The organism is Streptomyces sp. NPDC005706 (genome assembly GCF_040631045.1).
In the GTDB taxonomy this organism is placed as follows: Bacteria; Actinomycetota; Actinomycetes; order Streptomycetales; family Streptomycetaceae; genus Streptomyces.
Genome location: NZ_JBEXYS010000001.1, coordinates 777826 through 802414, shown reverse-complemented (window position 1 = coordinate 802414; position 24589 = coordinate 777826). Strand labels below are relative to the sequence as shown.

General features: G+C 72.5%; 24 protein-coding genes and 1 other RNA gene. 12 read left to right on the top strand and 13 right to left on the bottom strand.

Annotated elements, in window-relative coordinates; translation table 11 throughout:
• Positions 1 to 42: 42 nt before the first annotated feature.
• Positions 43 to 690: a biliverdin-producing heme oxygenase gene (locus ABZ478_RS03555; protein WP_359544941.1), complete on the top strand. Its 648-nt coding sequence runs from the start codon at positions 43 to 45 to the stop codon at positions 688 to 690.
• Between the two features lie 29 nt (positions 691 to 719).
• On the opposite strand, the gene ABZ478_RS03550 is transcribed toward ABZ478_RS03555, so the two are convergent.
• Complete coding sequence (locus ABZ478_RS03550; protein ID WP_359544940.1) at positions 720 to 1364, bottom strand: PhzF family phenazine biosynthesis protein; 645 nt, start codon at positions 1362 to 1364, stop codon at positions 720 to 722.
• A 186-nt stretch (positions 1365 to 1550) separates the two neighbouring features.
• Between ABZ478_RS03550 and efeO the strand changes: the two genes are divergently transcribed.
• The 4 genes from efeO (at position 1551) to ABZ478_RS03530 (ending at position 5953) form a co-directional block, all read left to right on the top strand.
• The gene (gene efeO, locus ABZ478_RS03545; RefSeq protein ID WP_359544938.1) at positions 1551 to 2687 is read left to right on the top strand and encodes an iron uptake system protein EfeO; all 1137 of its coding nucleotides are present in this window, start codon (positions 1551 to 1553) and stop codon (positions 2685 to 2687) included.
• Positions 2688 to 2704: 17 nt separating this feature from the next.
• Entirely contained in the window at positions 2705 to 3982 is a 1278-nt protein-coding gene (gene efeB / locus ABZ478_RS03540; RefSeq protein WP_359544936.1) for an iron uptake transporter deferrochelatase/peroxidase subunit, read from the top strand.
• A 3-nt stretch (positions 3983 to 3985) separates the two neighbouring features.
• Positions 3986 to 4858, top strand: a complete 873-nt coding sequence (gene efeU, locus ABZ478_RS03535) for an iron uptake transporter permease EfeU (RefSeq protein ID WP_358927121.1) — start codon at positions 3986 to 3988, stop codon at positions 4856 to 4858.
• Between the two features lie 102 nt (positions 4859 to 4960).
• Positions 4961 to 5953, top strand: a complete 993-nt coding sequence (locus ABZ478_RS03530; protein WP_359544934.1) for a hypothetical protein — start codon at positions 4961 to 4963, stop codon at positions 5951 to 5953.
• A 34-nt stretch (positions 5954 to 5987) separates the two neighbouring features.
• Here the strand turns inward: ABZ478_RS03530 and ABZ478_RS03525 are convergent, their stop codons facing one another.
• The 5 genes from ABZ478_RS03525 to ABZ478_RS03505 all read right to left on the bottom strand — a co-directional run bounded on the left by ABZ478_RS03525 (position 5988) and on the right by ABZ478_RS03505 (position 11010).
• Positions 5988 to 6719 carry a bifunctional DNA primase/polymerase gene (locus tag ABZ478_RS03525; protein ID WP_359544932.1) on the bottom strand — a complete coding sequence of 244 codons (732 nt, stop codon included), beginning with the start codon at positions 6717 to 6719 and terminating at the stop codon, positions 5988 to 5990.
• Positions 6720 to 6834: 115 nt separating this feature from the next.
• Complete coding sequence (locus ABZ478_RS03520) at positions 6835 to 7449, bottom strand: TetR/AcrR family transcriptional regulator (RefSeq protein WP_358927124.1); 615 nt, start codon at positions 7447 to 7449, stop codon at positions 6835 to 6837.
• Positions 7450 to 7475: 26 nt separating this feature from the next.
• Positions 7476 to 8471, bottom strand: a complete 996-nt coding sequence (locus ABZ478_RS03515) for a small ribosomal subunit Rsm22 family protein (protein ID WP_359544930.1) — start codon at positions 8469 to 8471, stop codon at positions 7476 to 7478.
• 119 nt (positions 8472 to 8590) lie between these two features.
• Entirely contained in the window at positions 8591 to 9766 is a 1176-nt protein-coding gene (locus ABZ478_RS03510; protein ID WP_359544928.1) for a serine hydrolase domain-containing protein, read from the bottom strand.
• Entirely contained in the window at positions 9718 to 11010 is a 1293-nt protein-coding gene (locus tag ABZ478_RS03505; RefSeq protein WP_359544926.1) for a multidrug effflux MFS transporter, read from the bottom strand. Before ABZ478_RS03505 ends, ABZ478_RS03510 begins: the two co-directional genes overlap by 49 nt.
• Before the next feature lie 86 nt (positions 11011 to 11096).
• Here ABZ478_RS03505 and ABZ478_RS03500 point away from each other — a divergent pair, with 86 nt between their 5' ends.
• Both ABZ478_RS03500 and ABZ478_RS03495 read left to right on the top strand, forming a co-directional pair.
• Entirely contained in the window at positions 11097 to 12119 is a 1023-nt protein-coding gene (locus ABZ478_RS03500; RefSeq protein ID WP_359544924.1) for a Gfo/Idh/MocA family oxidoreductase, read from the top strand.
• A gap of 104 nt (positions 12120 to 12223) precedes the next feature.
• Positions 12224 to 12982: an SDR family oxidoreductase gene (locus ABZ478_RS03495; RefSeq protein ID WP_359544922.1), complete on the top strand. Its 759-nt coding sequence runs from the start codon at positions 12224 to 12226 to the stop codon at positions 12980 to 12982.
• Between the two features lie 250 nt (positions 12983 to 13232).
• Here ABZ478_RS03495 and ABZ478_RS03490 read toward each other — a convergent pair whose 3' ends face one another.
• Positions 13233 to 14432 (bottom strand): serine hydrolase, encoded by a 1200-nt coding sequence (locus tag ABZ478_RS03490; RefSeq protein ID WP_359544920.1) that lies wholly within the window; start codon positions 14430 to 14432, stop codon positions 13233 to 13235.
• 199 nt (positions 14433 to 14631) lie between these two features.
• Between ABZ478_RS03490 and ABZ478_RS03485 the strand changes: the two genes are divergently transcribed.
• Both ABZ478_RS03485 and ABZ478_RS03480 read left to right on the top strand, forming a co-directional pair.
• Positions 14632 to 16104, top strand: coding sequence for an ABC transporter permease (locus tag ABZ478_RS03485; protein ID WP_359544918.1), 1473 nt, complete (start codon positions 14632 to 14634; stop codon positions 16102 to 16104).
• 43 nt (positions 16105 to 16147) lie between these two features.
• Positions 16148 to 16891: an ABC transporter ATP-binding protein gene (locus tag ABZ478_RS03480; protein ID WP_359544916.1), complete on the top strand. Its 744-nt coding sequence runs from the start codon at positions 16148 to 16150 to the stop codon at positions 16889 to 16891.
• 171 nt (positions 16892 to 17062) lie between these two features.
• Here ABZ478_RS03480 and ABZ478_RS03475 read toward each other — a convergent pair whose 3' ends face one another.
• Positions 17063 to 17389, bottom strand: coding sequence for a nuclear transport factor 2 family protein (locus tag ABZ478_RS03475; RefSeq protein WP_358927131.1), 327 nt, complete (start codon positions 17387 to 17389; stop codon positions 17063 to 17065).
• A gap of 127 nt (positions 17390 to 17516) precedes the next feature.
• Here ABZ478_RS03475 and ABZ478_RS03470 point away from each other — a divergent pair, with 127 nt between their 5' ends.
• Positions 17517 to 18062: a DoxX family membrane protein gene (locus ABZ478_RS03470; protein WP_359544914.1), complete on the top strand. Its 546-nt coding sequence runs from the start codon at positions 17517 to 17519 to the stop codon at positions 18060 to 18062.
• A gap of 176 nt (positions 18063 to 18238) precedes the next feature.
• Here ABZ478_RS03470 and ABZ478_RS03465 read toward each other — a convergent pair whose 3' ends face one another.
• On the bottom strand, positions 18239 to 18451 hold the full coding sequence (locus tag ABZ478_RS03465) for a DUF397 domain-containing protein (protein WP_359544912.1): 213 nt from the start codon (positions 18449 to 18451) through the stop codon (positions 18239 to 18241).
• Entirely contained in the window at positions 18448 to 19272 is an 825-nt protein-coding gene (locus tag ABZ478_RS03460; RefSeq protein WP_359545019.1) for a helix-turn-helix transcriptional regulator, read from the bottom strand. Before ABZ478_RS03460 ends, ABZ478_RS03465 begins: the two co-directional genes overlap by 4 nt.
• A 343-nt stretch (positions 19273 to 19615) precedes the next feature.
• Between ABZ478_RS03460 and ABZ478_RS03455 the strand changes: the two genes are divergently transcribed.
• Positions 19616 to 20653 carry a hypothetical protein gene (locus tag ABZ478_RS03455; RefSeq protein ID WP_359544911.1) on the top strand — a complete coding sequence of 346 codons (1038 nt, stop codon included), beginning with the start codon at positions 19616 to 19618 and terminating at the stop codon, positions 20651 to 20653.
• A gap of 482 nt (positions 20654 to 21135) precedes the next feature.
• Here the strand turns inward: ABZ478_RS03455 and ABZ478_RS03450 are convergent, their stop codons facing one another.
• Positions 21136 to 21867, bottom strand: a complete 732-nt coding sequence (locus ABZ478_RS03450) for a hypothetical protein (RefSeq protein WP_351659984.1) — start codon at positions 21865 to 21867, stop codon at positions 21136 to 21138.
• A 191-nt stretch (positions 21868 to 22058) separates the two neighbouring features.
• On the opposite strand from ABZ478_RS03450, the gene ABZ478_RS03445 reads away from it, so the two are divergent.
• On the top strand, positions 22059 to 22577 hold the full coding sequence (locus ABZ478_RS03445; RefSeq protein WP_359544909.1) for an ATP-binding protein: 519 nt from the start codon (positions 22059 to 22061) through the stop codon (positions 22575 to 22577).
• 3 nt (positions 22578 to 22580) lie between these two features.
• On the opposite strand, the gene rnpB is transcribed toward ABZ478_RS03445, so the two are convergent.
• Together rnpB and ABZ478_RS03435 are read right to left on the bottom strand one after the other, a co-directional pair.
• An RNA gene (rnpB, locus tag ABZ478_RS03440) (RNase P RNA component class A) lies at positions 22581 to 22985 on the bottom strand.
• Between the two features lie 122 nt (positions 22986 to 23107).
• The gene (locus tag ABZ478_RS03435; RefSeq protein WP_359544907.1) at positions 23108 to 24577 is read right to left on the bottom strand and encodes an RNB domain-containing ribonuclease; all 1470 of its coding nucleotides are present in this window, start codon (positions 24575 to 24577) and stop codon (positions 23108 to 23110) included.
• Positions 24578 to 24589: the final 12 nt, after the last annotated feature.

Here is a 24589-nt window from a genome sequence, read left to right as displayed (position 1 = left end):
GCAGGTCGGCAAACCGCCGTGTGCACGATCCGGGGAGAGTCCATGGAGTCGTTCTCGACCGTCATCCGCACCGCGTCGCACCAGCAGCACGTGGCGGCGGAGACCTCGTCGTTCATGGGCGACCTGCTCGGCGGGCGGCTGGGAGTGGCCGCGTACGCGCGCTACACCGAGCAACTGTGGTTCGTCTACGAGGCACTGGAGGGCGCGGCCGGGCGGCTGGCGGCGGATCCGGTGGCCGGGCCCTTCATCCGGCCCGAGCTGCTGCGGCTGCCGGCGCTGGAGCGGGACCTGGCGCATCTGCGCGGCCCGCGCTGGCGCTCGGAGGTGTCCGCCCTGCCCGCGACCGAGGCGTACGCGGACCGGGTCCGGGAGTGCGCCGAGCGCTGGCCCGGCGGCTACGTCGCCCACCACTACACCCGCTACCTGGGCGACCTGTCCGGCGGCCAGATCATCCGGGACCGGGCGGAGCGGACCTGGGGGTTCGCGCGCAAGGGCGACGGCGTCCGCTTCTACGTCTTCGAGGACATCTCCAACCCGGCCGCTTTCAAGCGGAGTTACCGGGAACACCTGGACGCGGTCGACGCGGACGAGCTGGAGCGGCAGCGCATCGTGTCGGAGTGCAAGCGGGCGTTCGCCCTCAACACCGCCGTCTTCCAGGCCCTGGGCGAGGAGTTCGCGCGGAGCGCGTGACGAGCGGCGCCGGGCGCCCCCGCGAACGGCTAACGCTCGAGGAAGACCCGGCCGCCGACCTCCACCCAGCCGTGCGGCTGGGGTGCGGTGAGGATCTGGGAGCCCCTGCCCTGGGTGATGTTCAGGGCCCGGCCCAGCCGCTCGGTGAGCAGCAGCGCCGCGGCCCCCGTCGCCTCGTCCTCGTCGATGCCGTCGTCGCGTCCGGGGAAGGCGCGGGCCCGGACCCGCCCGGCCGCCTCGTCCTCCCACGCCCAGGCGTAAACCCACTCGCCGGGCGGCGGTACGTCCAGGGCGTCGACCTCGGCGGCGGTGCCGTACTGGCGCAGGGTGCGCGGCGGGGCCCACTCCGCGCGGGCCTCGATCCAGCTGAACTCGCCGTCCAGCCGGACGCCCACCAGCCCGGCGGGCGTGACCAGCTCGGGCACGTCCAGCAGCCAGGCCGTGCCGACACAGGGGTGACCGGCGAAGGGCAGGCGCAGGGTGGGCGTGTAGATGTCGATCACCCCGCGCTCGGGGTCGTCCACGAACACGGTCTCGCTGAAGCCGAGCTTGGCGGCCAGCGCCTGCCGGTCGTCCCGCTCGGGCAGCACCGATCCGTCACGGACGACGCCCAGCTCGTTGCCGTAGCCGCCGTCGGGTCCGCAGAAGACGCGGAGCACGTCGTAGTCAGTCACGAGAAGATTGAATCATCCCTTGACCTTCCCTTTACCTTGCGCTGGCGTCCCCTTTGAGGCGCCGAGATCAAGCCGTGTCTGTGATCTTTCCGTGAGAGCCGAATCACGACCCGGGTGTGTATCGCTGAGGTAAGGCTCAGCTATGTTAGGTCAGCCTCACCACACCAGATCCGCCTTGGAGCCTGCATGCGAGCCGCCCGACTGACCGTCACCGCCGCCACCGCCGTGGCCGCTCTGACCGCCCTCTCGGCCTGCACCGCGAAGAGCGATGCCAAGGACGGCAACGCCATCGAGGTCACCGCCGCCGACTCCAAGTGCGACACCTCGGCCAAGTCCGTGCCGGCCGGCCAGGTCACGCTGAAGATAGAGAACAAGGGCTCCAAGGCCACCGAGGTCGAGATCGTCTTCCCGGACGACCGGATCGTCTCCGAGAAGGAGAACATCGGCCCGGGCACCAAGTACACGCTGACCGCCGAGGTGAAGGCGGGCGCGTACGAGATCGCCTGCCGCCCCGGCATGAAGGGCCACGGCGTCCGGCAGAAGCTCACCGTCACCGGCGGCGGCAAGACGGCCGAGCGCGACCCCAGGCTGGACAAGGCGGTCGCCGACTACCGGCAGTACGCGCAGGACCAGGCCGACGAGACGCTGCCGCGCGTGGAGACCTTCGTCAAGGCGGTCAGGGCCGGTGACGTGGCGGCCGCCAAGAAGGCGTACCCGCTCTCCCGCCTCGGCTGGGAGCGCACCGAGCCGGTCGCCGAGTCCTTCGGCGACATCGACCCGAAGGTCGACGTCCGCGAGGACGGACTCGAGGAGGGCCAGAAGTGGACCGGCTGGCACCGGCTGGAGAAGGCCCTGTGGAAGGACGGGAAGATCGGCGCCGAGGAGAAGACCCTCGCCGGTCAGCTCGTCACCGACCTCGAGGACTGGCAGAACCGGGTCGGCAAGGCGGAGATCACCCCGTCCTCCATGGCCAACGGCGCCAAGGAGCTGCTGGACGAGGTCGCGACCGGCAAGGTCACCGGTGAGGAGGACCGCTACGCCCACACCGACCTGGTCGACTTCAAGGGCAACGTCGAGGGCGCGCAGAAGGCCTACGAGCTGCTGAAGCCGGTCGCCGCCAAGAACGACCCGGCGCTGGCCAAGGAGTTGGACAAGCAGTTCACGGCGCTGAACGCCGTGCTCGACAAGTACCGCTCCGACAAGAACTCCTACGAGTTCACCTCCTACGACAAGGTCACCGGGGAGCAGCGCAAGGAGCTGTCGGACGCGGTGAACGCGCTCGCCGAGCCGCTGTCCAAGCTCGCCGCCGCCGTCGTGAAGTGAGCAGGGGGGACAAGGCGATGACCGAGACCCAGGAGACCGGACGGACCCAGGAGCCCCGCGACGGCAGTCCGTCGCGCCGGGCGCTGATCGGCTGGGGAGGTGCCGGGCTGGCGCTCGGGGCCGCCGCGGCCGGCGGCGGAATGGCGATGGCCAAGGTGGGCGACGACATCGACCCCGCCTCGGCCGAGGCGGGCGGGGCGGTGCGCTTCCACGGCGCCCACCAGGCCGGCATCGCCACCCCCGTGCAGGACCGGCTGCACTTCGCCGCGTTCGACGTGAAGACCGACGACCGCGAGGCGTTCGTACAGCTGCTGAAGGACTGGACGGACGCGGCCCGGCGGATGACCTCCGGGAAGACCGTCGGCGAGGGCGCTTACGGCGGGCTCGCCGAGGCACCGCCGGACGACACCGGCGAGGCCCTCGGACTCAAGCCGTCCCGGCTGACGCTGACCATCGGGTTCGGGCCGTCGTTCTTCGACAGGTTCGGCCTCCACGACCGGCGGCCGGCCGCCCTGGCCGACCTGCCCGCCTTCCCCGGCGACAACCTGGACAGGACCCGCAGCGGCGGCGACCTGTGCATCCAGGCCTGCGCGGACGACCCGCAGGTCGCCGTGCACGCCATCCGCAACCTGGCCAGGATCGGCTTCGGCAAGGTCGCCATCCGCTGGTCCCAGCTCGGCTTCGGCAAGACCTCGTCGACCACCCCGGGCGCCCAGACCCCGCGCAACCTCTTCGGGTTCAAGGACGGCACCCGCAACATCGCGGGAACCGAGAGCGATCGCCTGAAGAAGTTCGTGTGGGCCGGCGACGGGGACGGGCCGGACTGGATGACGGGCGGGTCCTACCTGGTCGCCCGGCGCATCCGCATGAACGTGGAGACCTGGGACCGGACCTCGCTTCAGGAGCAGGAGGACGTCTTCGGCCGCGACAAGCGCGAGGGCGCCCCGGTCGGCAAGGCCAAGGAGCACGACGAGCCGTTCCTGAAGGCGATGAAGCCGGACTCGCACGTACGGCTCGCGCACCCCGACTCCAACGACGGCATCACCATCCTGCGCCGCGGCTACTCCTTCACGGACGGCACCGACGGCCTCGGGCGCCTCGACGCCGGTCTGTTCTTCCTCGCCTACCAGCGGGACGTGCGCAAGGGGTTCATCCCGCTGCAGCGCAGGCTGTCCGCGCACGACGCGCTCAACGAGTACATCCAGCACGTGGGTTCGGCGGTCTTCGCGGTTCCCCCGGGCGTCCGGGACACCGGCGACTGGTGGGGCCGCTCGCTGTTCCAGAAGGAGGCGTAGCCCGTGTTCTCCAACTACCTGATCGGTCTGCGCGAGGGCCTGGAGGCGTCGCTCGTCGTCTGCATCCTGATCGCCTACCTGGTCAAGACCGGCCGCAGGGACGCCCTGAAGCCGATCTGGATGGGCATCGGCATCGCCGTCGCCATCGCGATGGGCTTCGGCTGCGCCCTGGAGTTCGGCTCGCAGGAGATGACGTTCCAGGCGCAGGAGGCGCTCGGCGGCACGCTGTCCGTCGTCGCGGTCGTCCTGGTGACCTGGATGGTGTTCTGGATGCGGCGCACTGCCCGGCACCTGAAGTCGGAGCTGCACGGCAAGCTGGACGCGGCCCTCGCGATGGGCACGGGCGCGCTGGTCGCCACCGCGTTCCTGGCCGTCGGCCGGGAGGGCCTGGAGACCGCCCTGTTCGTGTGGGCCTCGGTGCACGCGGCGAGCGACGGCACCCCGCGTCCGCTGATCGGCGTGGCGCTGGGCCTGGCCACGGCCGTTCTGCTGGGCTGGCTGTTCTACCGGGGCGCCCTGAAGATCAACCTGGCCAAGTTCTTCACCTGGACCGGCGGCATGCTGGTCGTGGTCGCGGCGGGCGTGCTGGCGTACGGCTTCCACGACCTGCAGGAGGCGAGCTGGATCCCGGGCATCAACCACCTGGCCTTCGACATCAGCGGCACGATCCCGCCGGACAGCTGGTACGGCACCCTGCTCAAGGGCGTGCTCAACTTCCAGCCGGACCCCACGGTCGTCCAGCTCACGGTGTGGGCCCTCTACCTGGTGCCGACGCTGACCGTCTTCCTGCTCACCCCCGAGTTCCGCGCCCGGCTGCGCGGCAGCGGGCGGGGCACGGCGGCTCCCGCCGGAGGCAAGGTCCCGGCGTCCGAGTGACCGGCCCGGGCAACGGGACGGCACAGTACGGGAACCGGCCGTCCGCGCACCTTCCCGTCCCGGTAGGGTTCGCCTCCGGGAAGGGGAGGGTGAAGGCACCTCATGAGCAGGGATCGCAGTCGTCGCGGGCTTCGCAGGCGTGACCGGAACGCACTCGTAGCGGCCTCGCTGGCCGCTTTGTCGCTGACGGCGAGCGGATGCGTGGTGGTGCACGGGGAGCGCGAGGTGCTCCCGGCCGCCGGCCGCGCCGAGGCCGCCAAGGCGCTACGGCAGTTCACGGACGCCTACAACAGGGCCGACAAGGCCTACGACCGCTCCCTGGACGCGAAGCACGTCACCGGCGCCCTCGCCGACATCGACGGCGCCCGGCTGAAGGCCGGGCACGCCAACAGCCCGTCGGGCAACGCGAACCACTCGCCGCTGGAGCTGACGGACGCGAAGTTCACGATCCCGAAGAAGGCCGGGTGGCCGCGCTGGTTCGTCGCGGACGCCAAGGGCAACAAGGGCGGCAACGCCCGCTGGCTGCTGGTGTTCACCCGGGACGGCCTCGGTGAGCCGTGGCAGGTGGCGTATCTGACGCTGGTGGCGCAGGGAGACGTACCGGAGTTCAAGAAGGACGCGGACGGCTATGCCGAGGCCGTGCCGGCCGGCTCCGGGGATCTCGCCGTGCCGCCCGCCGAGCTGAGCAAGGGCTACGCGAGCCAGCTCAAGAGCGGCGGGAACACCTTCGCGGACGGCCCGTACACCAGCACCCTGCGCGCGAACCGCGGGAAACTGGCGAAGCGGCCCGGCCTGGTCCGGCAGTTCATCGACGAGCCGCTGACCAGCGGCGACTACGCGCCGCTCGCGCTGCGCACGGCGGACGGCGGGGCGCTGGTGTTCTTCACCACGCACCACTACGAGAAGCAGACCGCCGCCGCGGGCACGTCGGTGCCCACCCCGAACCGGGACGTACAGGCCCTGACCAAGGGCGAGATCAAGCAGTCGCTGACGCTGGAGATCATCGCCAACGAGGCCGCCCTCGACCCGGCGGGCAGCGGCCGGGTGTCGGTGCTGGGGCGGGTCCAGGGGCTGACGGCGGCGCAGGGCGAGTAGCCCGCGCCCGGGCCCGGCGAGGGCCCGGCCCGGTTCAGTGCCGCAGGGGCCAGGCGGTGCCCGCGGGGTCGCCGGTGTGGCGGGCGCAGGCGTCGGTCAGCGTCTCCAGCAGGGTCAGCGGGTCGGGCAGCGGGTGCTCCGGGCCGCGCAGCCAGCGCAGCCCCCGGTCCCCGTCGCCACCGGGCAGCCGGGCGGGCGGTACGAGGACGTAGGAGCCGCGGCAGTGCCAGCGCAGGCCCGGATGCTCGTCCATGGTCTCGGGGTGGCAGTCCAGCTCGCAGGGCCACCACTCGTCCTCGTCCTCGGGGGTGCCCCGGGTGAGGGTGAAGAACATCATGCGGCCGTCGTCGCTCTCGGCGACCGGCCCGACCTCCACACCGGCGTCGAGCAGCCGCTCCAGCGCCTCCCGGCCGGCCTCCAGGGGGACGTCCAGGACGTCGTGCACCATGCCGGTGGCGGTGATGAAGTTGGCCTGCGGCTGGTGCCGGGCCCAGCGCTCGATCTGGGCGCGGTCGGTGGTGGACTGGGTCTGCCAGGCGAACGACACCGGGTGCCGGGCCGGGGTGGGGCAGCCGACGCGGTCGCAGGAACAGCCGTAGCCGGTCCCGGGGTGCGCTGCGGGCGCCAGTGGCAGGCCCGCGGCGGCGGCGTCGAGCAGCAGGGCCTCACGGCCGCCGGGGTCGGCGGTCTCCTTCGGGCGGCGTCCGCGCAGCCACTGGGAGAGTTTGCCCTGCCGGCCGCTACGGCCGCCGAACGTCGCGCTCATCTGTCCCCTCGCCTCGCCTGGTGCGGACAGCATGCCTCATCGTCCCATCTTCCCGCGCTTCGGGGTGCCACCGGGGCCATCCGGAGAAACCGGACGAGACGCGCCTCACAGGAGGTCAGCGTGGGGCCAGGCCGTGCAGGGCGTAGTCGACCAGGGTGTCCGTGTAGTCGTAGGAGATCGGGCCGGTGCGCTGCAGCCAGCGCTGGGCCAGCGGGGAGACGAAGAGCTCCAGGGCGATGCGCGGGTCGAGGTCGGCGCGCACCGCGCCGGTGTCCTGCGCCGAGCGGAGCCGGTCCACGTAGAGCTGGAGCTGGGGCCGCAGGAGCTTGTCGACGAACTCGCGGCCGAGCTGCTCGTCGACCAGGCCCTCGGCGGCCAGCGCGCGGGCGGGCGTCTCGAAGCGCGGGTCGAGCAGTTCGTCCACCGTGGCCCGCAGCACCGTCTTCAGGTCGGCGGCGAGGTCGCCGGTGTCGGGGAGGGTGTACGGCTGCTGTCCCGCCGCCCGGGCCGCCTGCTCCCCGAGGTCCAGGAACGCCTCCAGCAGCACGTCCGCCTTCGACGTCCACCACCGGTAGATGGTCTGTTTGCCGACGCCGGCGCGGGCGGCGATGCCCTCGACGGTGGTCCTGCGGTAGCCGGTCTCGCCGACCAGGGCGAGGGCGGCGGCGTAGATCGCCCGGCGGGACTTCTCACTGCGCCGGGTGGCGTCGGGGGCGGGCTTCTTGACCATGGGCTGACGCTAACAAGCCCGGCGGGCTACCCGGGCGGGTCCTGCGGCGGCCAGGGGTCGCCCCAGTCGGCGTCCCGGGCCGCCCGGTACAGGCCGCCGTGGCGCTTGGTGACGGTCGTACGGCTCAGCCGCTCCTGCGCCTCGCACAGGTCCAGCAGCACCTGCCCCTTGCGGATCTGGGGGCGCCGGACCACCCGGTTCGGGGCCGGCTCGGCGGGCAGCCGGGTGGCGGCCACGTAGGCGAACTTCTCGTCCTCGTACGGCAGGGAGCCGCCCTTGACCTGCCGGTGCAGCGAGGAGCGGCTGACCCGGGCGGAGAAGTGGCACCAGTCCGTGCCGGGGACGATGGGGCAGGCGGCGCTGTGCGGGCAGGGCGCGGCCACCCGGAATCCGGCGCGGACGAGGCGGTCGCGGGCCTCGATGACGCGCTCGTAGCCCGCGGGCGTACCGGCCTCCACGATCACGACGGCCCGGGCGGCGGCCGCGGCGGCGTCCACGAGGGCGGCGCGGTCGGCCTCGGCGAGTTCGTTGAGGACGTACGACACGGTGACGAGATCGGTGGAGTCGAGGGTGAGCGCCGTGCCGATCCGGGCGCGTTCCCAGCGGGCGTCGCGCAGGGCCGGGTTGGCGGCGGCGATCTCCCGGCCGAGGGCGAGGGCGGGTTCGGCCCAGTCGAGCACGGTCACCGGCCGGGTCCCGGCCCAGGTGGCGGTCACCGCCCAGGTCGCCGCTCCGGTGCCGCCGCCGACGTCCACATGGCTGCCGGGTGCCCAGCCGGGCACGGCGTCCGCGAACGCCTCCAGCGCCGAGCGGACCGCCTCGAAGGTGGCGGGCATCCGGTAGGCGGCGTACGCGGCCACATCGGCGCGGTCGCGCAGGATCGGGGCGTGGGTGGGGGTGTCGCCCCGGTAGCTGGCGATCAGCCGCTCCACGGCCCCGGCGGCCTGCCGGGGCGGAAGCCCGTCGAGCAGCGCGGTGACGGAGGCGCGGAGGGCGTCGGCTGGGGAGACTGGGGCGTTCACCCCGCGATTGTCTCAGCTGCCCGGCGGGGGTCGGTCCCGGTGGGAGCGGTGCCGCCGCGGTGCCCGGCAAGCCCGCGGCGCCCGGGCGGACGGGGCGACGGCGCGGGGGTGCTTGCCGCTCACGCCCCGCGGACGGCCCGGGACAGGAGGGTCGCCATGGTCGCTCTCGGTCTGCTGTCCGGCAGGCGTCTGCGGGGGTGGACCGTGTTCGCCAGCAGGACCAGGAAGGTGTCCGTGGCGGGGTCCAGGACCAGGGAGGTTCCGGTGAAGCCGGTGTGGCCCGCCGCTCCCCGGCCCGCGAGCTCGCCCATGAACCACGGCTGGTCCACGGCGAAACCCAGGCCGGGCGGGGTCAGCAGCAGCTCCGTGAAGTCGGGGCCGAGGATGCGGGCGGGGCCGTACGCGCCGCCCCCCAGCAGGGCCCGGCAGAAGACCGCGAGGTCCGGCGCGGTGGAGAACAGGCCCGCGTGGCCCGCCACCCCGCCGAGCGCCCAGGCGTTCTCGTCGTGCACCACGCCCCGCAGCATCCCCCGGTCCGCCTTGGCCCACGGCAGCCGCTGGTCCTCGGTGGCCGCCGCGCCGGGGCACGGTCCGAAGCCGGTCGCCGTCATCCCGAGCGGGCGGGTGATGCCGTCCTCGATCAGTACGTCCAGACGCCGGCCGGTGATCCGCTCCAGGACGAACTGGAGCAGGATCATGTTCAGGTCCGAGTAGAGGTAGGTGCCGGGCGCCGCGGCCGGCGCCTCGGCCCGCAGCATCGCCAGCCGGGCGTCCGCGTCGGGGCGGTCGTACAGCGGGAGTTCGGGGCGCAGCCCGGAGGTGTGGGTGAGCAACTGCCGTACGGTGATGCCGTGTTCGGCGGCGGCGGTGAACTCGGGCAGGTAGGCGCCGACCCGGGCGTCCATGCCGAGGGTGCCGCGCTCGATCTGCTGCACGGCGGCGACGGACGTGAACAGCTTGGTGAGGGAGGCCAGGTCGAAGGGGGTGCCGACGCCGGCCGGGACCCGTTCGGCGGCCGGCAGTTCGACACCGGTGCCGGACTCGGCGTCGTAGGAGGCGTAGCGCACCGCCCAGCCGGCGGCCTCGGCGACGGCGACCACCGGCCCGCGTCCGGCCAGCGCGACGGCACCGGCGGCCCAGGGGCGCACTCCGGCGGTCAGGGCGTGCACCTCGTCGGCCAGGTGCCCGAGTTCCGTGGGGTCGAGCCCGGCTCGTTCGGGTGTGCCGGGGCGCAGTCTCGGCGTGCTCAGTTCTGGTCTCCCTCCGGCCCCGTACGTGCCCTCCACGGACGGCACAGTCCCACGAAGCAGGCCACCGCGACCAACGCACCCGTCAGTTGGACGACGGCCATGGGCACGGCGGTGTGCTCCCCGGCGACGCCGACCAGGGGGGAGGCGACCGCGCCGATCAGGAAGGAGGAGGTGCCGAGCAGCGCGGAGGCGGATCCCGCGGCGTGCCGGGTGCGCAGCAGGGCGAGGGACTGGGCGTTGGGCAGGGTGATGCCCAACGCCGACATGAGCACGAAGAGCGCGGCGGCGACCGGGACCAGGCCGGCCTCGCCGAAGGCCCCGGTGGACATCAGCAGCAGGGCGGCCGCCGCGAGCACGGTCACCGCCAGGCCTACGGCGAGCACCTTCTCCAGGGCGACCCGGCCGACCAGCAGCTTGCCGTTGATCTGCCCGGTGATCATCAGCCCGACCGAGTTGAGGCCGAAGAGCAGGCTGAAGGTCTGCGGGGAGGCGCCGTAGATCTCCTGCACGACGAACGGCGAGGCGCTGACGTAGGCGAACAGCGAGGCGAAGGCGAAGCCGCCGGCCAGCAGGTAGCCGCTGAACGGCGCGTCGGCGAGCAGGCCGCGCATCGCGCGCAGCGCCTCCCCCACTCCGCCCTGGTGCCGGCGGGCGGGCGGCAGGGTCTCGGGCAGCCGCGCCCAGACCAGGGCGGTGAGTGCGGCGCCGGCCACGGTGAGGACGACGAACACGCCCCGCCAGTCCGTCACCCGCAGGATCTGGCCGCCGATCAGCGGCGCCACGATCGGAGCGACCCCGGAGACCAGCATCAGGCTGGAGAAGAAGCGGGCCATGGCCAGGCCGTCGAAGAGGTCGCGTACGACGGCCCGGGCGATGACGATCCCGGCCGAGCCGGCGAGGCCCTGTGCCAGCCGGAGTCCCACCAGGGTCTCGACGTTGGGCGCGAGCGCGCACAGGGCGGTGGCGACGAGGTAGACGGCGAGGCCGGCCAGCAGCGGCCGGCGGCGCCCCCAGCGGTCGCTCATCGGCCCCACGACCAGTTGCCCGAGGGCCATGCCTGCAAGGCAGGCGGTGAGGGTGAGCTGGACGGTGGCGGCGGGGGCGTGCAACGTGCGGGTGACCTCCGGCAGCGAGGGGAGGTACATGTCCATCGCCAGCGGGGTGGTCGCGGTGAGGCCGCCGAGGAGGAGCACGAGGAGCAGACCGGCGGGCGCGGTCCCGGCCGCGGGCCGGGCGGTACCGGCCGAACGCGCCGTTTCCGGTGCCGATGCCGCGGTGTCCTCCCGCATGAGTCCCTCCCTCTCGTGCCGTTCCGGCACCTATGCTCTCAGCTCGTACACACTGCCGAGGTACACATGAGCGAGGGCGGGGCGGGATGGGGCAGCGGAGCGTGCGGTGGGGGATCCTGGCGACGGGCGGGATCGCGGCCGCCTTCGCGGCGGATCTGGTGGATCTGCCGGACGCGGAGATCGTGGCCGTGGCCTCGCGCAGGCGGGAGTCGGCCGAGGCGTTCGCCGAGCGGTTCGGGGTGACCCGGGCCTACGGCGACTGGGAGTCGCTGGCCGCGGACCCGGACATCGATGTCGTGTACGTCGCCACCCCGCACGCGGCGCACCGGGCCGCGGCCGGGCTGTGCCTGACGGCCGGGCGGAACGTGCTGTGCGAGAAGGCGTTCACGCTCAACGCCCACGAGGCCGGGGAGCTGGTGGCGCTGGCCAAGGAGCACGACCGCTTCCTGATGGAGGCGATGTGGATGTACTGCAACCCGCTGGTGCGGCGGCTGAAGTCGCTGGTGGACGACGGGGCGATCGGTGAAGTCCGCACCGTGCAGGCCGACTTCGGTCTCGCGGGCCCGTTCCCGGCGGCGCACCGGCTGCGGGACCCGGAGCTCGGCGGCGGGTCGCTGCTGGACCTCGGGGTGTATCCGGTGTCGTTCGCGCAGCTGCTGCTCGGCGAGCCGGACGCCGTCGCCGCGAGCGCGGTGCTCTCGGCGGAGGGCGTCGACCTCCAGACCGGCGCCCTGCTCTCCTGGGAGAGCGGCGCGCTGGCCTCGCTGCACTGCTCCATCGCCGGGGGCACCGGGACCACCGCCTCGGTCACCGGCTCCCTCGGCCGGATCGACATTCCCGCCGGGTTCTTCCACCCCGAGCGTTTCGTGCTGCACCGGGACGGCCGCGACCCCGAGGAGTTCACCGCGGACCCGGCCGACGGGCCGCGCACCAGCCTGCGGCACGAGGCGGCCGAGGTGATGCGGGCACTGCGGGCGGGTGAGCGGGAGTCGCCGCTGGTGCCGCTGGACGGCAGCCTCGCCGTGATGCGCACGCTGGACGCGATCCGGGAGCGGATCGGCGTGCGGTACCCCGGGGAGGCGGTGACCGCGGCCGCGGCCGCCCGTTAGGCCTGCCGGCTTCCGCCCGGATCCTGCCCGGCTACTGCACGGCTCCAACCGTATGGCGGACAGCCGATTCCGCATGGCGGAGCCGCCGCCTACGCTGCGGAGCCATGACTGACAGGGAATCGAAGATCGCGGTGGTGACCGGCGCCGGTTCCGGCATCGGGCGGGCCGTCGCCGTGGAACTGCTGCGCGCCGGCTGGTCGGTGGTCCTGGCCGGCCGGCGCACGGAGACGCTCGAGGAGACGGCCGCGCGGGCGCCGGGGGGCCCGTGGCTCGCGGTGCGCACCGACGTGTCCCGGCCCGAGGACGTGGAAGCGCTCTTCGCGGCGACCGTCGAACGGTTCGGCCGGGTGGACCTGCTGTTCAACAACGCGGGCACCTTCGGACCCGGCGGGGTGCCGGTCGAGGACCTGCCCTACGAGGCCTGGCGGCACGTGGTGGACACCAACCTCAACGGGGCGTTCCTGTGCGCGCAGGCGGCGTACCGGCGAATGAAGGAACAGGACCCGCGGGGCGGCCGGATCATCAACAACGGCTCCGTGTCCGCCCACACGCCCCGGCCGATGTCGGTCGCCTACACCGCGACCAAGCACGCCCTGACCGGCCTGACCAAGTCGCTGTCGCTGGACGGGCGGCCGTACCGCATCGCCGTGGGCCAGATCGACATCGGCAACGCGGCCACCGAGATGACGGCGCGGATGGAGACCGGCGCGCTGCAGGCCGACGGGCGGACCGCTCCCGAGCCGGTCATGGACGTGGCGGACGTGGCGCGCACCGTGCGGCACATGGCCGAGCTGCCGCTGGAGGCGAACGTGCAGTTCGCGACGGTGCTGGCGACCGCCATGCCCTACATCGGGCGCGGCTGAGGCCGGTTGGGCCGCCGGAATTCGAACATCCGCGGTATTGCGGCCGATCGGCCGCATATGGTCAACTTTTCTCCACAAGAGCTTCACACTTGGAGCGCGGGGGTTCCGTAGCCATACCGAGGGGGGAGACGGCAGCCGTTCCACCGGCCGCAGGTCGGGGGTGGGTCCCGCGGGTGACCGCGAGGTGCGCACCGGCCGGCGGAACGGCTGCCGCGGACCGCTTTCCACGACTCCGCCGGCTTCTTGTGGTTCAGACCCGGTGGCGTCCGCCGGATCCGCTCTCCGGCCGCGCCTCGCCACCGGCCGCCGCCCCGCCCCGGGTCAGCCGCCGGCGCAGCGCCCACGCCCCCGCGCCCAGCAGGGCCGCGGAGCCGGCGGCGCCCTCCAGCAGCCGCCACGACGAGGGGTGCCCGGACGCCGCCCCGGGGGCGCCCGCCGCCTGTGCCGCCTTCCGGGCCGTGCCCGGCGCGGGACTCGCGCTCGCCCCGCCCGCGCTGAGCGGTTCGACCAGCGCGCCCACCGCCATTGCCGAACTCCCGTGCTTGAAGCCCCAGTCGAGCAGCGCGGCGGTCTGCTCGTAGACCGCGTTGCCGCCGACGTGGGGGTGCATCACGGTGACCAGCAGGGTGCGGCCGCCCCGGGTGGCCGCGCCGGTGAAGGTGTTCCCGGCGTGGCTGGTGTAGCCGTTCTTCACGCCGATCAGGCCCTCGTACACATCGAGGCCCCACGCCCCGGTGAGCAGACGGTCGGTGTTCTGGATCTGGAAGGTCTTCTTTCCGCCCGCCGGGAAGTCGGCGGTCCGGGTGCCGCAGTAGCCCCGGAAGTCGGCGTCCTTCAGACCGTGCCGGGCGAACAGCGTGAGGTCGTACGCCGAGGAGAGCTGCCCCTTGTGGTCGAAGCCGTCGGGGCTGACCACCCGGGTGTCCAGGGCCTGCAGGTCCTCCGCCCCGGCCTGCATCTCGGCGACCGTCTTCGCGATGCCGCCGTTCATGTGCGACAGCACGTGCACCGCGTCGTTGCCGGAGCGCAGGAACACCCCCTGCCACAACTGCTCGACGGTGTACGTGATGCCGGGCTTGATGCCGACCAGGCTGGAGCCGGCCGGGACGTCGGCCAGGTCCTCGTCGGTGACCTTGTACCGCTCGGTGCGGTCGAACTTCTTCAGCACGGTGTCCGCGAAGAGCATCTTCAGCGTGGACGCGGGGGCGAGGCGCCGGTGCGCGTTGAACGAGGCGAGCACCTCACCGCTCTCGCCGTCGGCGACGAGCCACGCGCGGGCGTCGAGCTTCCTGGGCAGTCCTGAGGCGCCGCGCACCTGGACTCCGCCACGCGCCAGCCGCTCACCGCCCACGACGGTGGTGGCGGCGGCCGGGGCGGCCGCGGACAGGGGAAGGGCGGCGGCCGTCAGCCCGAGGGCGGCACGCCGGCTGAGCCGGGAACAATCACGCACCCCGGGACCGTACACCGCCTCGAACAGGGGTTTGTCCGCGGTATCCGGGTAGACGACCGGAATTTGCCGTCCCATGAGAATCCCGTGAGTCATCCGCCTTCTCAGCCCTTGCACATCCTTTACCCAGGCCCTCTCAAAGGTTCCTCCCTAGCTTGTGGCCGCGCCCACAGCGGGCGCCAAGAACCTTTCGAGGAACGGGATGTTTGGCATCTATCTCAAGCGCGAGCTGAGCCGCCGCAAGAAGGCCGCTCTGGTGATCGCGATGGGTCTGGCGCTCGGTATCGCGCTGGTCATCACCGTCAGCTCGGTGTCGGCCGGTATGACGCAGGCTCAGGACAAGGTCCTGAAATCGCTGTACGGCCTCGGCACCGACATGACGGTCACCAAGGCGCGTTCGGCTCCCGAGGCGGGCAGCTCACAGGGGCCGAACTTCAAGTTCGACGCCAAGCGGAGCGGCACGTCCACGCAGAGCTCGGACCGGGTGATGACACAGGGCGGGGAGGCCCTGAAGTCCTCGCTGGTCGCGAAGGTCGCCGCGCAGAAGGGCGTGTCGGCGGCGGTCGGCGCGCTGTCCCTGAACGTCACCAAGGTCGACGGCTCCTTCACCCAGGGTGAGGCCAAGTCGTCCACCTCGTCGTCCGGTTCCCAGCAGCAGGGCGGTCCCGGCGGGACCGGCGACGGCAGCGGACAGCCGCAGGTGCAGGGCGGCGGCGCGAACTTCGACGTCAACAGCTACTCGGTGGCCGGCGTCGACGTCACCGACCAGGCCCTCGGCCCGCTGGCCACGATGAAGATCACCTCCGGGAAGACCTTCACCTCGGCGCAGAGAGACGCGAAGGTCGCGGTGGTCGCCGAGTCGTACGCCAAGGAGAAGAAGTACAAGGTCGGTTCGACCGTCAAGATCTCCGGGACCAAGTACACGGTCGTCGGCGTAGCCACCCCGGACAGCGGCGACTCCACCACCGACGTCTACCTGCCGCTGAAGCAGGCCCAGTCGCTGGGCGACGCCAAGAACAAGGTCACGACCATCTACGTCAAGGCGACGGACTCGAAGCGGATCTCGGTGGTGAAGAAGACCATCCAGAGCAACATCTCCGGTACGACCGTCACCACCTCCTCCGACCTCGCCTCCACCGTCTCCGGCTCGCTGTCCACGGCCTCCAGCCTGGCCGCCGGCGTCGGCAAGTGGCTGTCCGTCGCCGTGCTGGCCGCCGCGTTCCTGGTGGCCGCGCTGCTCACCTCCTCGGCGGTGTCCCGCCGGGTACGGGAGTTCGGCACCCTGAAGGCGCTCGGCTGGCCGAGCCGCAAGGTGACCCGGCAGGTGGTCGGCGAGTCGATGGTCAACGGCCTGATCGGCGGCGCCCTCGGCATCGCCCTGGGTCTCGCGGCGGCCTGGACGGTGACCGCGATCAGCCCGAAGCTCACCGCGCAGCTCGGCAGCGGCGGCGGTGGCGGCATGAGCGGCGGCCCGGGCGGCGGCCCCGGCGGTGGCGGCCCAGGGCAGCAGGCCGCGCAGAACACCCTGGAGATCGCGCTGTCCGCACCCGTCTCCATGACGACCATCGCCCTGGCCGTCGGTCTCGCGGTCACCGGCGGACTGGTCGCCGGAGCCATGGGCGGCTGGCGTGCCTCACGGATGCGCCCGGCCGACGCCCTGCGCAGCGTCTCGTAGTCCCCTCCCCCTCTCTTCACGTCCTTTTCGTCACGGAGATCCCATGTACAGACTCACCGGTGTCACCAAGCGGTACACGCGGGGCAAGGAGACGGTGGAGGCGCTGCGCGGCGTCGATCTCACCATCGCCGACGGCGACCAGCTCGTCATCCAGGGCCCGACGGGCGGCGGCAAGTCCACGCTGCTGCAGATGATCGGCGGCCTCGACCACCCCTCCGCCGGCAGCGTCGAGCTCGACGGCGTCGACCTGGGCGCCATCGGCGAGGCGAAGCTGACCCGGCTGCGGGCCGAGAAGATCGGCATCATCTTCCAGGCGTTCAACCTCATCCCGACCCTGACCGCCCAGGAGAACGTGGAGACGGCCCTGGTCCCGCTCGGTGCCCGGCCCGCCGAGCGCCGTGAGCGGGCCGCCGAGGCGCTGCGCTCGGTCGGCCTCGGCGAACGCCTGACACATGTCCCCTCGGAGATGTCCGGCGGCCAGCAGCAGCGCGTCGCCATCGCCCGCGCGCTGGTGAAGAGGCCCAGGGTGCTGCTCGCCGACGAGCCCACCGGCAACCTCGACGAGGGCACCCGTGACGACATCATGGCCCTGCTGGAGGGCCTGTGGCGGGAGCACGGGCTGACCTTCGTCATGGTCACCCACGACTCCTCCATAGCCCGCCGCGCCCCGCGCCTGGCCACCATCGAGGCGGGCCGGATCACGCTGACGGAGCAGGGGGCCGGCGGGCAGCGGGACGCCCCACAACAGCCGTACGCGGAGCAGCGCTTCGGCGGACACGGCCACTGACCGGCCGTCGATCCGCCGGGCCGGCCCGAAGGGCCGCTCGTCACCCCGGCAGCCGGCCGGCCCCGGCCGGCTCCGGCCGGCTCCGTGACGGCGAGCGGCCCTCGGGCGTCCACCCGCACACGCGCCCGCGTACGACGGGCCCGGCCGAGGCGGCTCGTACCCTCGCGCCGGCTACGCCTGCCCGGTCTCGAACCGCGAGATCCGCCCGTCGTCCCCGACGGTGAAGGTCCACCGGGTGCGCATCTCGCCCCAGGTGTCGTTGCGGTAGCGGGCGAGGAGCGTGTGGCCGCCGTTGGACTCGTTGTCGACCTCCATGTGGCCGTGGGAGGAGAAGATCTCCCGGTCGATCCAGTCGGCGAGGTCGCGGTCCGAGCCGTCGTCGGCCATCGTCGCGTCGGGCGCGAGGAGGGACAGGAAGCTGTCGCGGTCGTGGGCGTTGACGGCGTGGACGAACGCCCGCACCGCCGGATCGCGCAGCTTGGCTGGCTGAATGGTCATGGCGTCAGGCTCACACCGGTCCCCCGCCGCCGCCACCCGAACGCCATCCAGGACGCGCCCGGTGGGGTGAGGGGTGCGACGGTGGGAACGCGGAGGGGGACCTGTCGCCTGCTGATGGAGAGTCACCGTGACCTGTTACGACCGACGCGACGTGGGCCTGCTGCTGCTCCGGCTGGGAACCGGCGGGGTACTGGCCGCGCACGGCGCGCAGAAGCTGTTCGGCTGGTTCGGCGGGCACGGCCTGGAGGGCACCGGCCAGTTCATGGAGTCCGTCGGCTACGCGCCGGGCAAGGCGAGCGCGACGGCGGCGGGCCTGGCCGAGGCCGGCGGCGGCGCCCTGCTGGCGCTCGGCCTGGCCACCCCTGCGGCGGGCGCGGCGGCGGCAGGCGCGATGGCCGGGGCGTCGGCGGTGCACATGCCCAACGGCTTCTTCGCCCAGGAGGGCGGCTACGAGCACGCGGCGTCCCTGGGCCTGGCCGCGGCCGGCATCGCCATCACCGGCCCCGGCCGCCTCTCCCTCGACCACGCCTTCCGCCACGTCTTCGACCGCGGCTGGATGGTGCCGGTGGCCCTGGGCGTGACGGCGGCGGCGACGGCCGTGGTGGTGGGCGCCCGGAACCGGCGGCTGCGGCAGCAGAAGGAGGGCGAGCAGGAGGCCCTGTTCGAGGAGTAGGGGCCCTGTTCGTGGAGTAACGGGGTGGCGCCGCGCGGCGGCATGCCAGTCTGCGCGGCATGACCCACCAGGACACCACCGGCACCGCCGACGCCCCCGACACCACCGGGTCCGCCGGTCCCACCCCCGGCCTCTGGCCGGCCGTGGACGAACTCTGGTCCCGTCTGGAGGGCGACTCAGCCGATCCGGTCGGCGGCGAAGCCGAGGAACGCGGCCCACGCTCCCGAACCAAGGGCAAGACCACGGCGGTTCCTGTCCTTCGAGTCCCGCACGTGCACGGTGTGCGGGCAGGTGGCCACCTCCACGCACTCGCCGCCCTGAGCCCCGCTGTAGCTGCTCTTGGACCACCTAAGCCGGTCCGTGACAGCGGCAGTCTCTTCGACGTTCACATCTCTCCCAGCGACTTCTCGATGAAGGCCAAGGACTCACGCGGAGTGAGAGCTTGTGCTCGGATGATCCCATAGCGGGCCACGATCCCACGGACTTCTGTTGGCTCCGTGACGATTGTGCTCCGTCCCTGCGCCTCCAGGTAAGCGACTTGCTCCCCGTCTTCTCGATGCAACACCGTGAAGGGCCCATCCACCGCTGCGTTGTCTTCCCTGTCCAGAGGCATGATCTGGACTTCAACGTTCCGCAGGGCTCCCGCGAGCATCAGGTGCTCCAGCTGACCACGCAACACTGTCCCCCCGCCGAAGGGGCGGCGGATCACCGACTCGTCCAGGACGAAGCCCAGCAGGGGCGCGGGCTTGCGGTCGAAGAGGAGCTGGCGGGCCAGCCTCGCGGCCACTTGCTGTTCGATCGCCTCATCGTCCAGCAGGGGGCGTCCCATGCCGAACACCGCACGCATGTACTCTTCGGTCTGCAGGAGACCCGGCACAGCCTGGTTGGCATAAATCTGAACCTCGGCCGCCTCCGCCTCCAACCGCGCCGCATCGCGGAAGAACACCGGATACTGGGCCCGCGCAACCTCCCCCTTCATCTCCTTCAGCAGCCCACCGGCGTCCAGCAGGTCGTCCACCATGTCGATGAACCTGGGTGGGGGCACCCGTCGCCCCTGCTCAAAGGCCGCGATGGTGGACGGCGAGTAACCGGTCCGCGATCCGACCTCAGTCCGCTCCAGCCGCGTCCGTAACCGGCACAACTTCAACTGCCGCCCGAACACCCGCAGAATCCCCGACCCCGGCTCCGTATCCGCACCCGGCGTTCCCACCTCGGCCGTACCCTCCGGCTCCCGTACCAGCTCACCCACAGCCCGCTCACCTCCGCCGCGCACCGAGCAGCCCGCCCAACTCCCGGCCCCACCGGGGGGACACGGCCCACTCCGCCCACAAGCGCCGCAGGAACACGTACAACGCCCCCTGTCGGCCCGCCACTCGGCATCAACGCTAGAGCCCGCACCCCCGGTGAACAGGCCAAAGCTCGAAAGTTGCGCACATCCGGCGTCAAGAGCACCGATGCGCACTCTGTACGATGCCGTCGCTCGACACGACGTACGCGGGAGTGACCCCAGGGGCCGCCCCCGCCGTGCCCCTGACCAGAAGAGAACACCGCACATGAACCACCTGCCCGCCCCGCCGGCCCCTCCCCGCGCCCGTTGGTGGCTGACCAGCCGGGCCCGCGTCGGCTTCGTGCTCGCCGTGCCGCTGCTGGGGCTGGTCAACGAGTTCCTCGGGTTCTTCATGCTGGTCCTCGCGATCGTCCTGATCTGGAAGGACAACCCCTGGGAGAAGGCCGGGAAGGTGGCCGCCACCATCGGGGCCATGGCCCTGCTCGGCGCGGTCGTGCCGGACCCGCAGGAGAAGGACGCCGGCGGCACCGTGGCGCAGGCGGACGGGAAAGGCGCGGCGAAGGGGCGCACGGTCGACGCGGTGACCACGCCGTCCCCCTCCCCGACGGCCAGGCCCCGGCCGCACGCCGCCGACTACCGGGGTCTGCGGCTGGACAAGGCGCGGGACAAGGCGGAGGCCGCCGGGTTCGGCGTGGGCGACCACAACGCGTCCGACGACGGCAAGAGCATCTGGATGCGGTCGAACTGGACCGTATGCTTCCAGGAGACCGGCTGGACGTGGTCGGACACGAAGACGATCGACTTCGGCGCGGTGCAGACCGGTGCCCCTTGTCCGGAGGAGGACGGCGGAGCCGTCCCGTGGCCGAAGATGCCGGACCTGGTGTGGAAGACCTGGAAGACGGCACGGAAGGCCGTCGTGGACCTCGGTGTCCCGGCCGACCACGTGATGGCGGACACCGCGTACGTCAACGACACGCTGCCCGACGAGGGCGACCACGACAACTGGCGGGTGTGCGTGACCGACCCGTCCGCGGGCTCGGACGTCACCATCGACACCTGGGTGACGCTCGAACTGACCCACCCGGACAACGGCTGCCCGAAGCCGGACCGGGAGGACGGTGACCGGCCGAACCTGCCGGACCGGGACGACGACGGCGACCCCGACTACCGCGACCCGTTCCCCGGCGACCGGAACCGCGACAGCGCCTTCCCCAACGGCTTCCCGCGCGGCTCGGACGGCTCCGGAGGGTCGTCCGGCGACGACGGCCGGGACTGGAACTGCCCGCACACCCGCTGGTGCTGACGGAGCGCACGGCCCGCCCGGCGGAGCCGGGACGTGGCGGAGCCCGGGAGTCGTATCCAGCTCCCGGGCCCCTGGGGATGCCACCCAATTGCGCACGCCGGCGGCGTTTAAGAGGACGGATCAGTCATCATGCGGTCGTGTTCTTCCTTTGAACTACCGCACCGCGTAAGAGGTGCAGGCGAGATTCGAACTCGCATCCGACGGCGTTCGTCCGGCCCCGTTCGATCCGGCGATCGGCGGCGATGCTGAGACTGGAGCGAGAGTCTGAGATTGACCGCGGCTGCCTCTGCCATGTTGGGCCACCCCGGCCCGTTGGTGCCGGGGGGAGGACTCGAACCTCCACTGTCACCGCGTGTTTCAGGCTGAACTTCAGTGTCAGCTTGCGCTCGTCGCGCGAACCGGTCCTCAGTCCGGCCCGCGCCCTTCGCGCACCCCCGCGCTCGCACGCGGGGGCGATCATGGATGCTACTCGTCGGCCGGTGTCAGCCGAACAGGTAGCCGAACACGGCGTCGCCGACCCGCTGGTCGGTGACCTCGGTGCCGTTGGCCTCCTCACGGGCGAACTTCACCGCCTGCTGGAGCTTCTCCACCCGCTCCAGCAGCTCGTTCACCCGCCGCGCCGGGAGCGCTCCGGAGAACTTCACGGTCGTCCAGTACCCGATGGGCACGTCCTCGTAGTACACCTCGACCTGCGCCGGGTGCTTCTCGGTCGCCTCAGCCTTGACGTGGTTGCGGGGGACCTTCTTCGTCCGGATCGTGCGGACCGGGTCCGTCTTCCACCAGTCCGTCGACGGGTCGTGGGACCAGGACTCGGCGGCGTCGAGGGTGGGGAGCTTGCGGACGAACGTATGCAGGTCGGTGAGCTGCTTCTCCAGGAAGAGCAGGTAGCTGACCGGGACGTCGGCGACGACGGTGCGGCCGTCGACCGTGACGTCCGCGCGGGCCGCGCAGTTCGCCCAGTCCTTGGTGGCGGTCACGTCGAAGAGCCGGGTGAGCGACGCGGACATCTCCCGCAGCACGTCCTCGCCCTGCACCTGCACGCGCGTGGACTCGGGCGGCAACTGCTCGCCCTCCTCGTCCTTCGGCTGGTACGTGCGCGAGATGCCGGCCAGCAGAGCCGGCTTCTGCACCTTGTGGTGCGCGGCGGTGATGTCCTGGAGCGACTTGCTCTTGACACCCTTCTCGACAGCGATGATCTGGTTCAGTTTCGCCACTTCGGGCCCCCCTTCGAACAGCCAGGAACGTATCGCAGCGGCTCGAACACCCGCACCTTCTTTATCGTCCACCCGCGCCCCAAAGCTGCCGTCACAGGTCGCCGACACGCACCGGCCCAGCCGCCTACAGCGGCTCGATGTAGGCGCGTTCAGCCTGGTCACGGGGGCACGGTGGCGCCAGCGTAGGCGCCATGAACAGCAAGCCACCCGCTGCCGCCGCCACGGCCCCCGCCGCGATGGCGTCCGCCTCACAGACGCCGCCTCGCGACGGTCACGAGTTCGCCATGCACTTCACCGCCACGCCGCGCGGCGCCCGGCTGGCCAGGCGGCTGGTGTCGCACCGGCTGAACGAGTGGGGGTATCCGTACGGCACGTCCACGAACGAGGCCGTCACCCTCATCGCGGCGGAGCTCACGGCGAACGCCGTGACCCACGGCCGGGTTCCGGGGCGGGACTTCCACGTCCGGCTGTCGCTGCGGCCGGGGACGGTCCGGGTGGAGGTGTCGGACACCCGCACGGAGCGGCTGCCGAGGCTCTCCGCGGCCGTATCGCCCGCCGACTCGGAGTCGGGACGGGGGCTGCTGCTGGTCGACGCGCTCGCCGGCCGCTGGGGCGTCGCCCCACGTCCCGCCGCACCGGGCAAGACGGTCTGGGCCGAGGTCGACCGCGCCGGGGAGGCCCCGCGAGCCGTCAGCCGCGCCGGGCGGTAGGGGCAGACGAGCCGGGCTGTACGCCGGGTTCTGTTCCCCGGGGTCCTCGCGGGCCCCGGGGCGACGGCCATCCATCTAGGACCGGTGTTGCCACCGGCCTCGTGCGGTCTACCCGCGGACTCGGGCGGGCAGCCCTCGAACGTCCGCGCAGAGCGCGTGTTACCGCGCTCCTTTTGACCTTGCTCCAGGTGGGGTTTACCTAGCTGCCCAGGTCACCCTGGGCACTGGTGGTCTCTTACACCACCGTTTCACCCTTACCGAGGGCCTGAGCCCCCGGCGGTCTGCTTTCTGTGGCACTGTCCCGCGGGTCACCCCGGGTGGCCGTTAGCCACCACCCTGCCCTGTGGAGCCCGGACGTTCCTCGGGAAGCCCCTCGCGGGAACTTCACGCGGCCGCCCGCCCGGCTCGTCTGCCGTACCGACCATGCTACCGGGCGCGCGGGGCGCCCGATTCCCACGGTCGGACGAAGTCCGCGGTGTCCAGGTCGAAGGCGAACGGCTCGGGCAGCGAGAGAGCGGGTCACTGAAGTCTCAGGCGGGTACGAAGAGGATCTTCGCCGTTCCCGGGTCCGCCCGGGTGAGGCGGACCCGGAGCCGCTCGCCGAGGGGCAGCCGGCCGCCCTCGACGCGGCCGATGACGGCCGGGGACTCCAGCTGCACGGTGCCGATGTCCGGGTGGTGGTCGGCGAGGTCGACCACGAAGCCCTCGAAGACGTCTCCGACGCGGTCCTTGAGCAGGGCCGCCTCGACGAGGTCGACGCACTCTCGCTCGACCGCGGCCGCTCGGCGGGTGCCCTCGGCCATCCGCCCGGGCAGGGCGTCGAGTGCGGTGCGCACCCAGGCGGGCGGGGTCTCCCCGGCGACGGCCGCGAGGCAGAGTTCCGAGGCGTAGCGGTCGGCCAGGCGGCGCAGCGGGGCCGTGCAGTGGGCGTAGGGGGCGGCGACGGCGGCGTGGGTGGTGATCGGGGGCAGGACGCCGTCCTGGAACACCGTGTAACCGGCGCCGCGCAACAGGGTGGTGCACTCCTGGAGGAAGGCCGCGTGGCGCGGTTCGAGCGGGTCGAGGGTGCGCAGCAGTGCCGCGTACGAGACGTGGTGCGGCCAGTCGATACGCAGGGCGGTGGCGGTGCGGCGCAGCCGGGCCACGTCCCCCACTCTCGACTTCGCTCGAGCGGGGGGACCCCCATCGTCGGGTGCGGCGGGGAGGGTGCGCAGGATGCCGGTGCCGGTGGCGAGCATCAGGTCGGCGGCGGCCATGCCGGCCAGCAGGGAGAGCTGGGCGTTCCAGCCCTCGGCGGGCAGCGGGGCACGGTAGGTCAGCTGGTAGGTGTGGTCCCGCTCGGTGATCTCCTGCTCGGGGACATCGAGTGAGATGCCGCCGCGCTCGGTCTCCAGCCGCTGCCTGGCCCGGCCGATCTCCTTGAGCAGCGCCACCGGCTCCTCCGCGGTGCCGCCGTCGATCTGCCGCTGGGCGCCCGCGTAGTCGAGTCTGGCGCGGCTGCGGACCAGGGCCCGGTGCACGTCGACGGTGACGGTGCGGCCCTCCGCGTCCAGGTCGACCGTCCACAGCACGGCCGGCCGGGTCCGGTCGGGCAGCAGGCTCGCGGCGCCCTCGGTGAGCACGGCGGGGTGCAGCGGGACCCTCCCGTCGGGAAAGTAGAGGGTGTTCACCCGCCGGTGGGTCTCCGCGTCCAGTCCGCCGCCGGGTACGACGAAGGCGGCGACGTCGGCGATGGCGTACCTGACCCGGTAGCCGGTGCCCTGCCGGGACAGGTGCATCGCCTGGTCGAGGTCGGTGGAGGTGGCCGGGTCGAGGGTGAAGAAGGGCAGCTCGGTGGCGTCGTGCGCGGGCGGTACGGGGTTCTTCGCCGCACGCTCGGCCTCCTCCCGCACCTCGGGCGGGAAGTCCTCCGGGACGCCGAGTTCGGCGCGGAGTGCGGCGAGGGCGGCCCGCAGTGGGGCCTTGGGGGCGCCGGTCAGCCGGATCTTGCGGCGGGGCATGTGTCGAGCGTA

Bases quoted from the DNA above. Each gene is read 5' to 3' on its own strand.
- ABZ478_RS03495 (WP_359544922.1), top strand. From the start codon at position 12,224: ATGACTGACAGGGAATCGAAGATCGCGGTGGTGACCGGCGCCGGTTCC.
- efeB (WP_359544936.1), top strand. From the start codon at position 2,705: ATGACCGAGACCCAGGAGACCGGACGGACCCAGGAGCCCCGCGACGGC.
- ABZ478_RS03530 (WP_359544934.1), top strand. From the start codon at position 4,961: ATGAGCAGGGATCGCAGTCGTCGCGGGCTTCGCAGGCGTGACCGGAAC.
- ABZ478_RS03475 (WP_358927131.1), bottom strand. From the start codon at position 17,389: ATGACCATTCAGCCAGCCAAGCTGCGCGATCCGGCGGTGCGGGCGTTC.
- ABZ478_RS03455 (WP_359544911.1), top strand. From the start codon at position 19,616: ATGAACCACCTGCCCGCCCCGCCGGCCCCTCCCCGCGCCCGTTGGTGG.
- ABZ478_RS03485 (WP_359544918.1), top strand. From the start codon at position 14,632: ATGTTTGGCATCTATCTCAAGCGCGAGCTGAGCCGCCGCAAGAAGGCC.
- ABZ478_RS03555 (WP_359544941.1), top strand. From the start codon at position 43: ATGGAGTCGTTCTCGACCGTCATCCGCACCGCGTCGCACCAGCAGCAC.
- efeO (WP_359544938.1), top strand. From the start codon at position 1,551: ATGCGAGCCGCCCGACTGACCGTCACCGCCGCCACCGCCGTGGCCGCT.
- ABZ478_RS03505 (WP_359544926.1), bottom strand. From the start codon at position 11,010: ATGCGGGAGGACACCGCGGCATCGGCACCGGAAACGGCGCGTTCGGCC.
- ABZ478_RS03445 (WP_359544909.1), top strand. From the start codon at position 22,059: ATGAACAGCAAGCCACCCGCTGCCGCCGCCACGGCCCCCGCCGCGATG.
- ABZ478_RS03525 (WP_359544932.1), bottom strand. From the start codon at position 6,719: ATGAGCGCGACGTTCGGCGGCCGTAGCGGCCGGCAGGGCAAACTCTCC.
- ABZ478_RS03520 (WP_358927124.1), bottom strand. From the start codon at position 7,449: ATGGTCAAGAAGCCCGCCCCCGACGCCACCCGGCGCAGTGAGAAGTCC.
- ABZ478_RS03480 (WP_359544916.1), top strand. From the start codon at position 16,148: ATGTACAGACTCACCGGTGTCACCAAGCGGTACACGCGGGGCAAGGAG.
- ABZ478_RS03500 (WP_359544924.1), top strand. From the start codon at position 11,097: ATGGGGCAGCGGAGCGTGCGGTGGGGGATCCTGGCGACGGGCGGGATC.
- ABZ478_RS03435 (WP_359544907.1), bottom strand. From the start codon at position 24,577: ATGCCCCGCCGCAAGATCCGGCTGACCGGCGCCCCCAAGGCCCCACTG.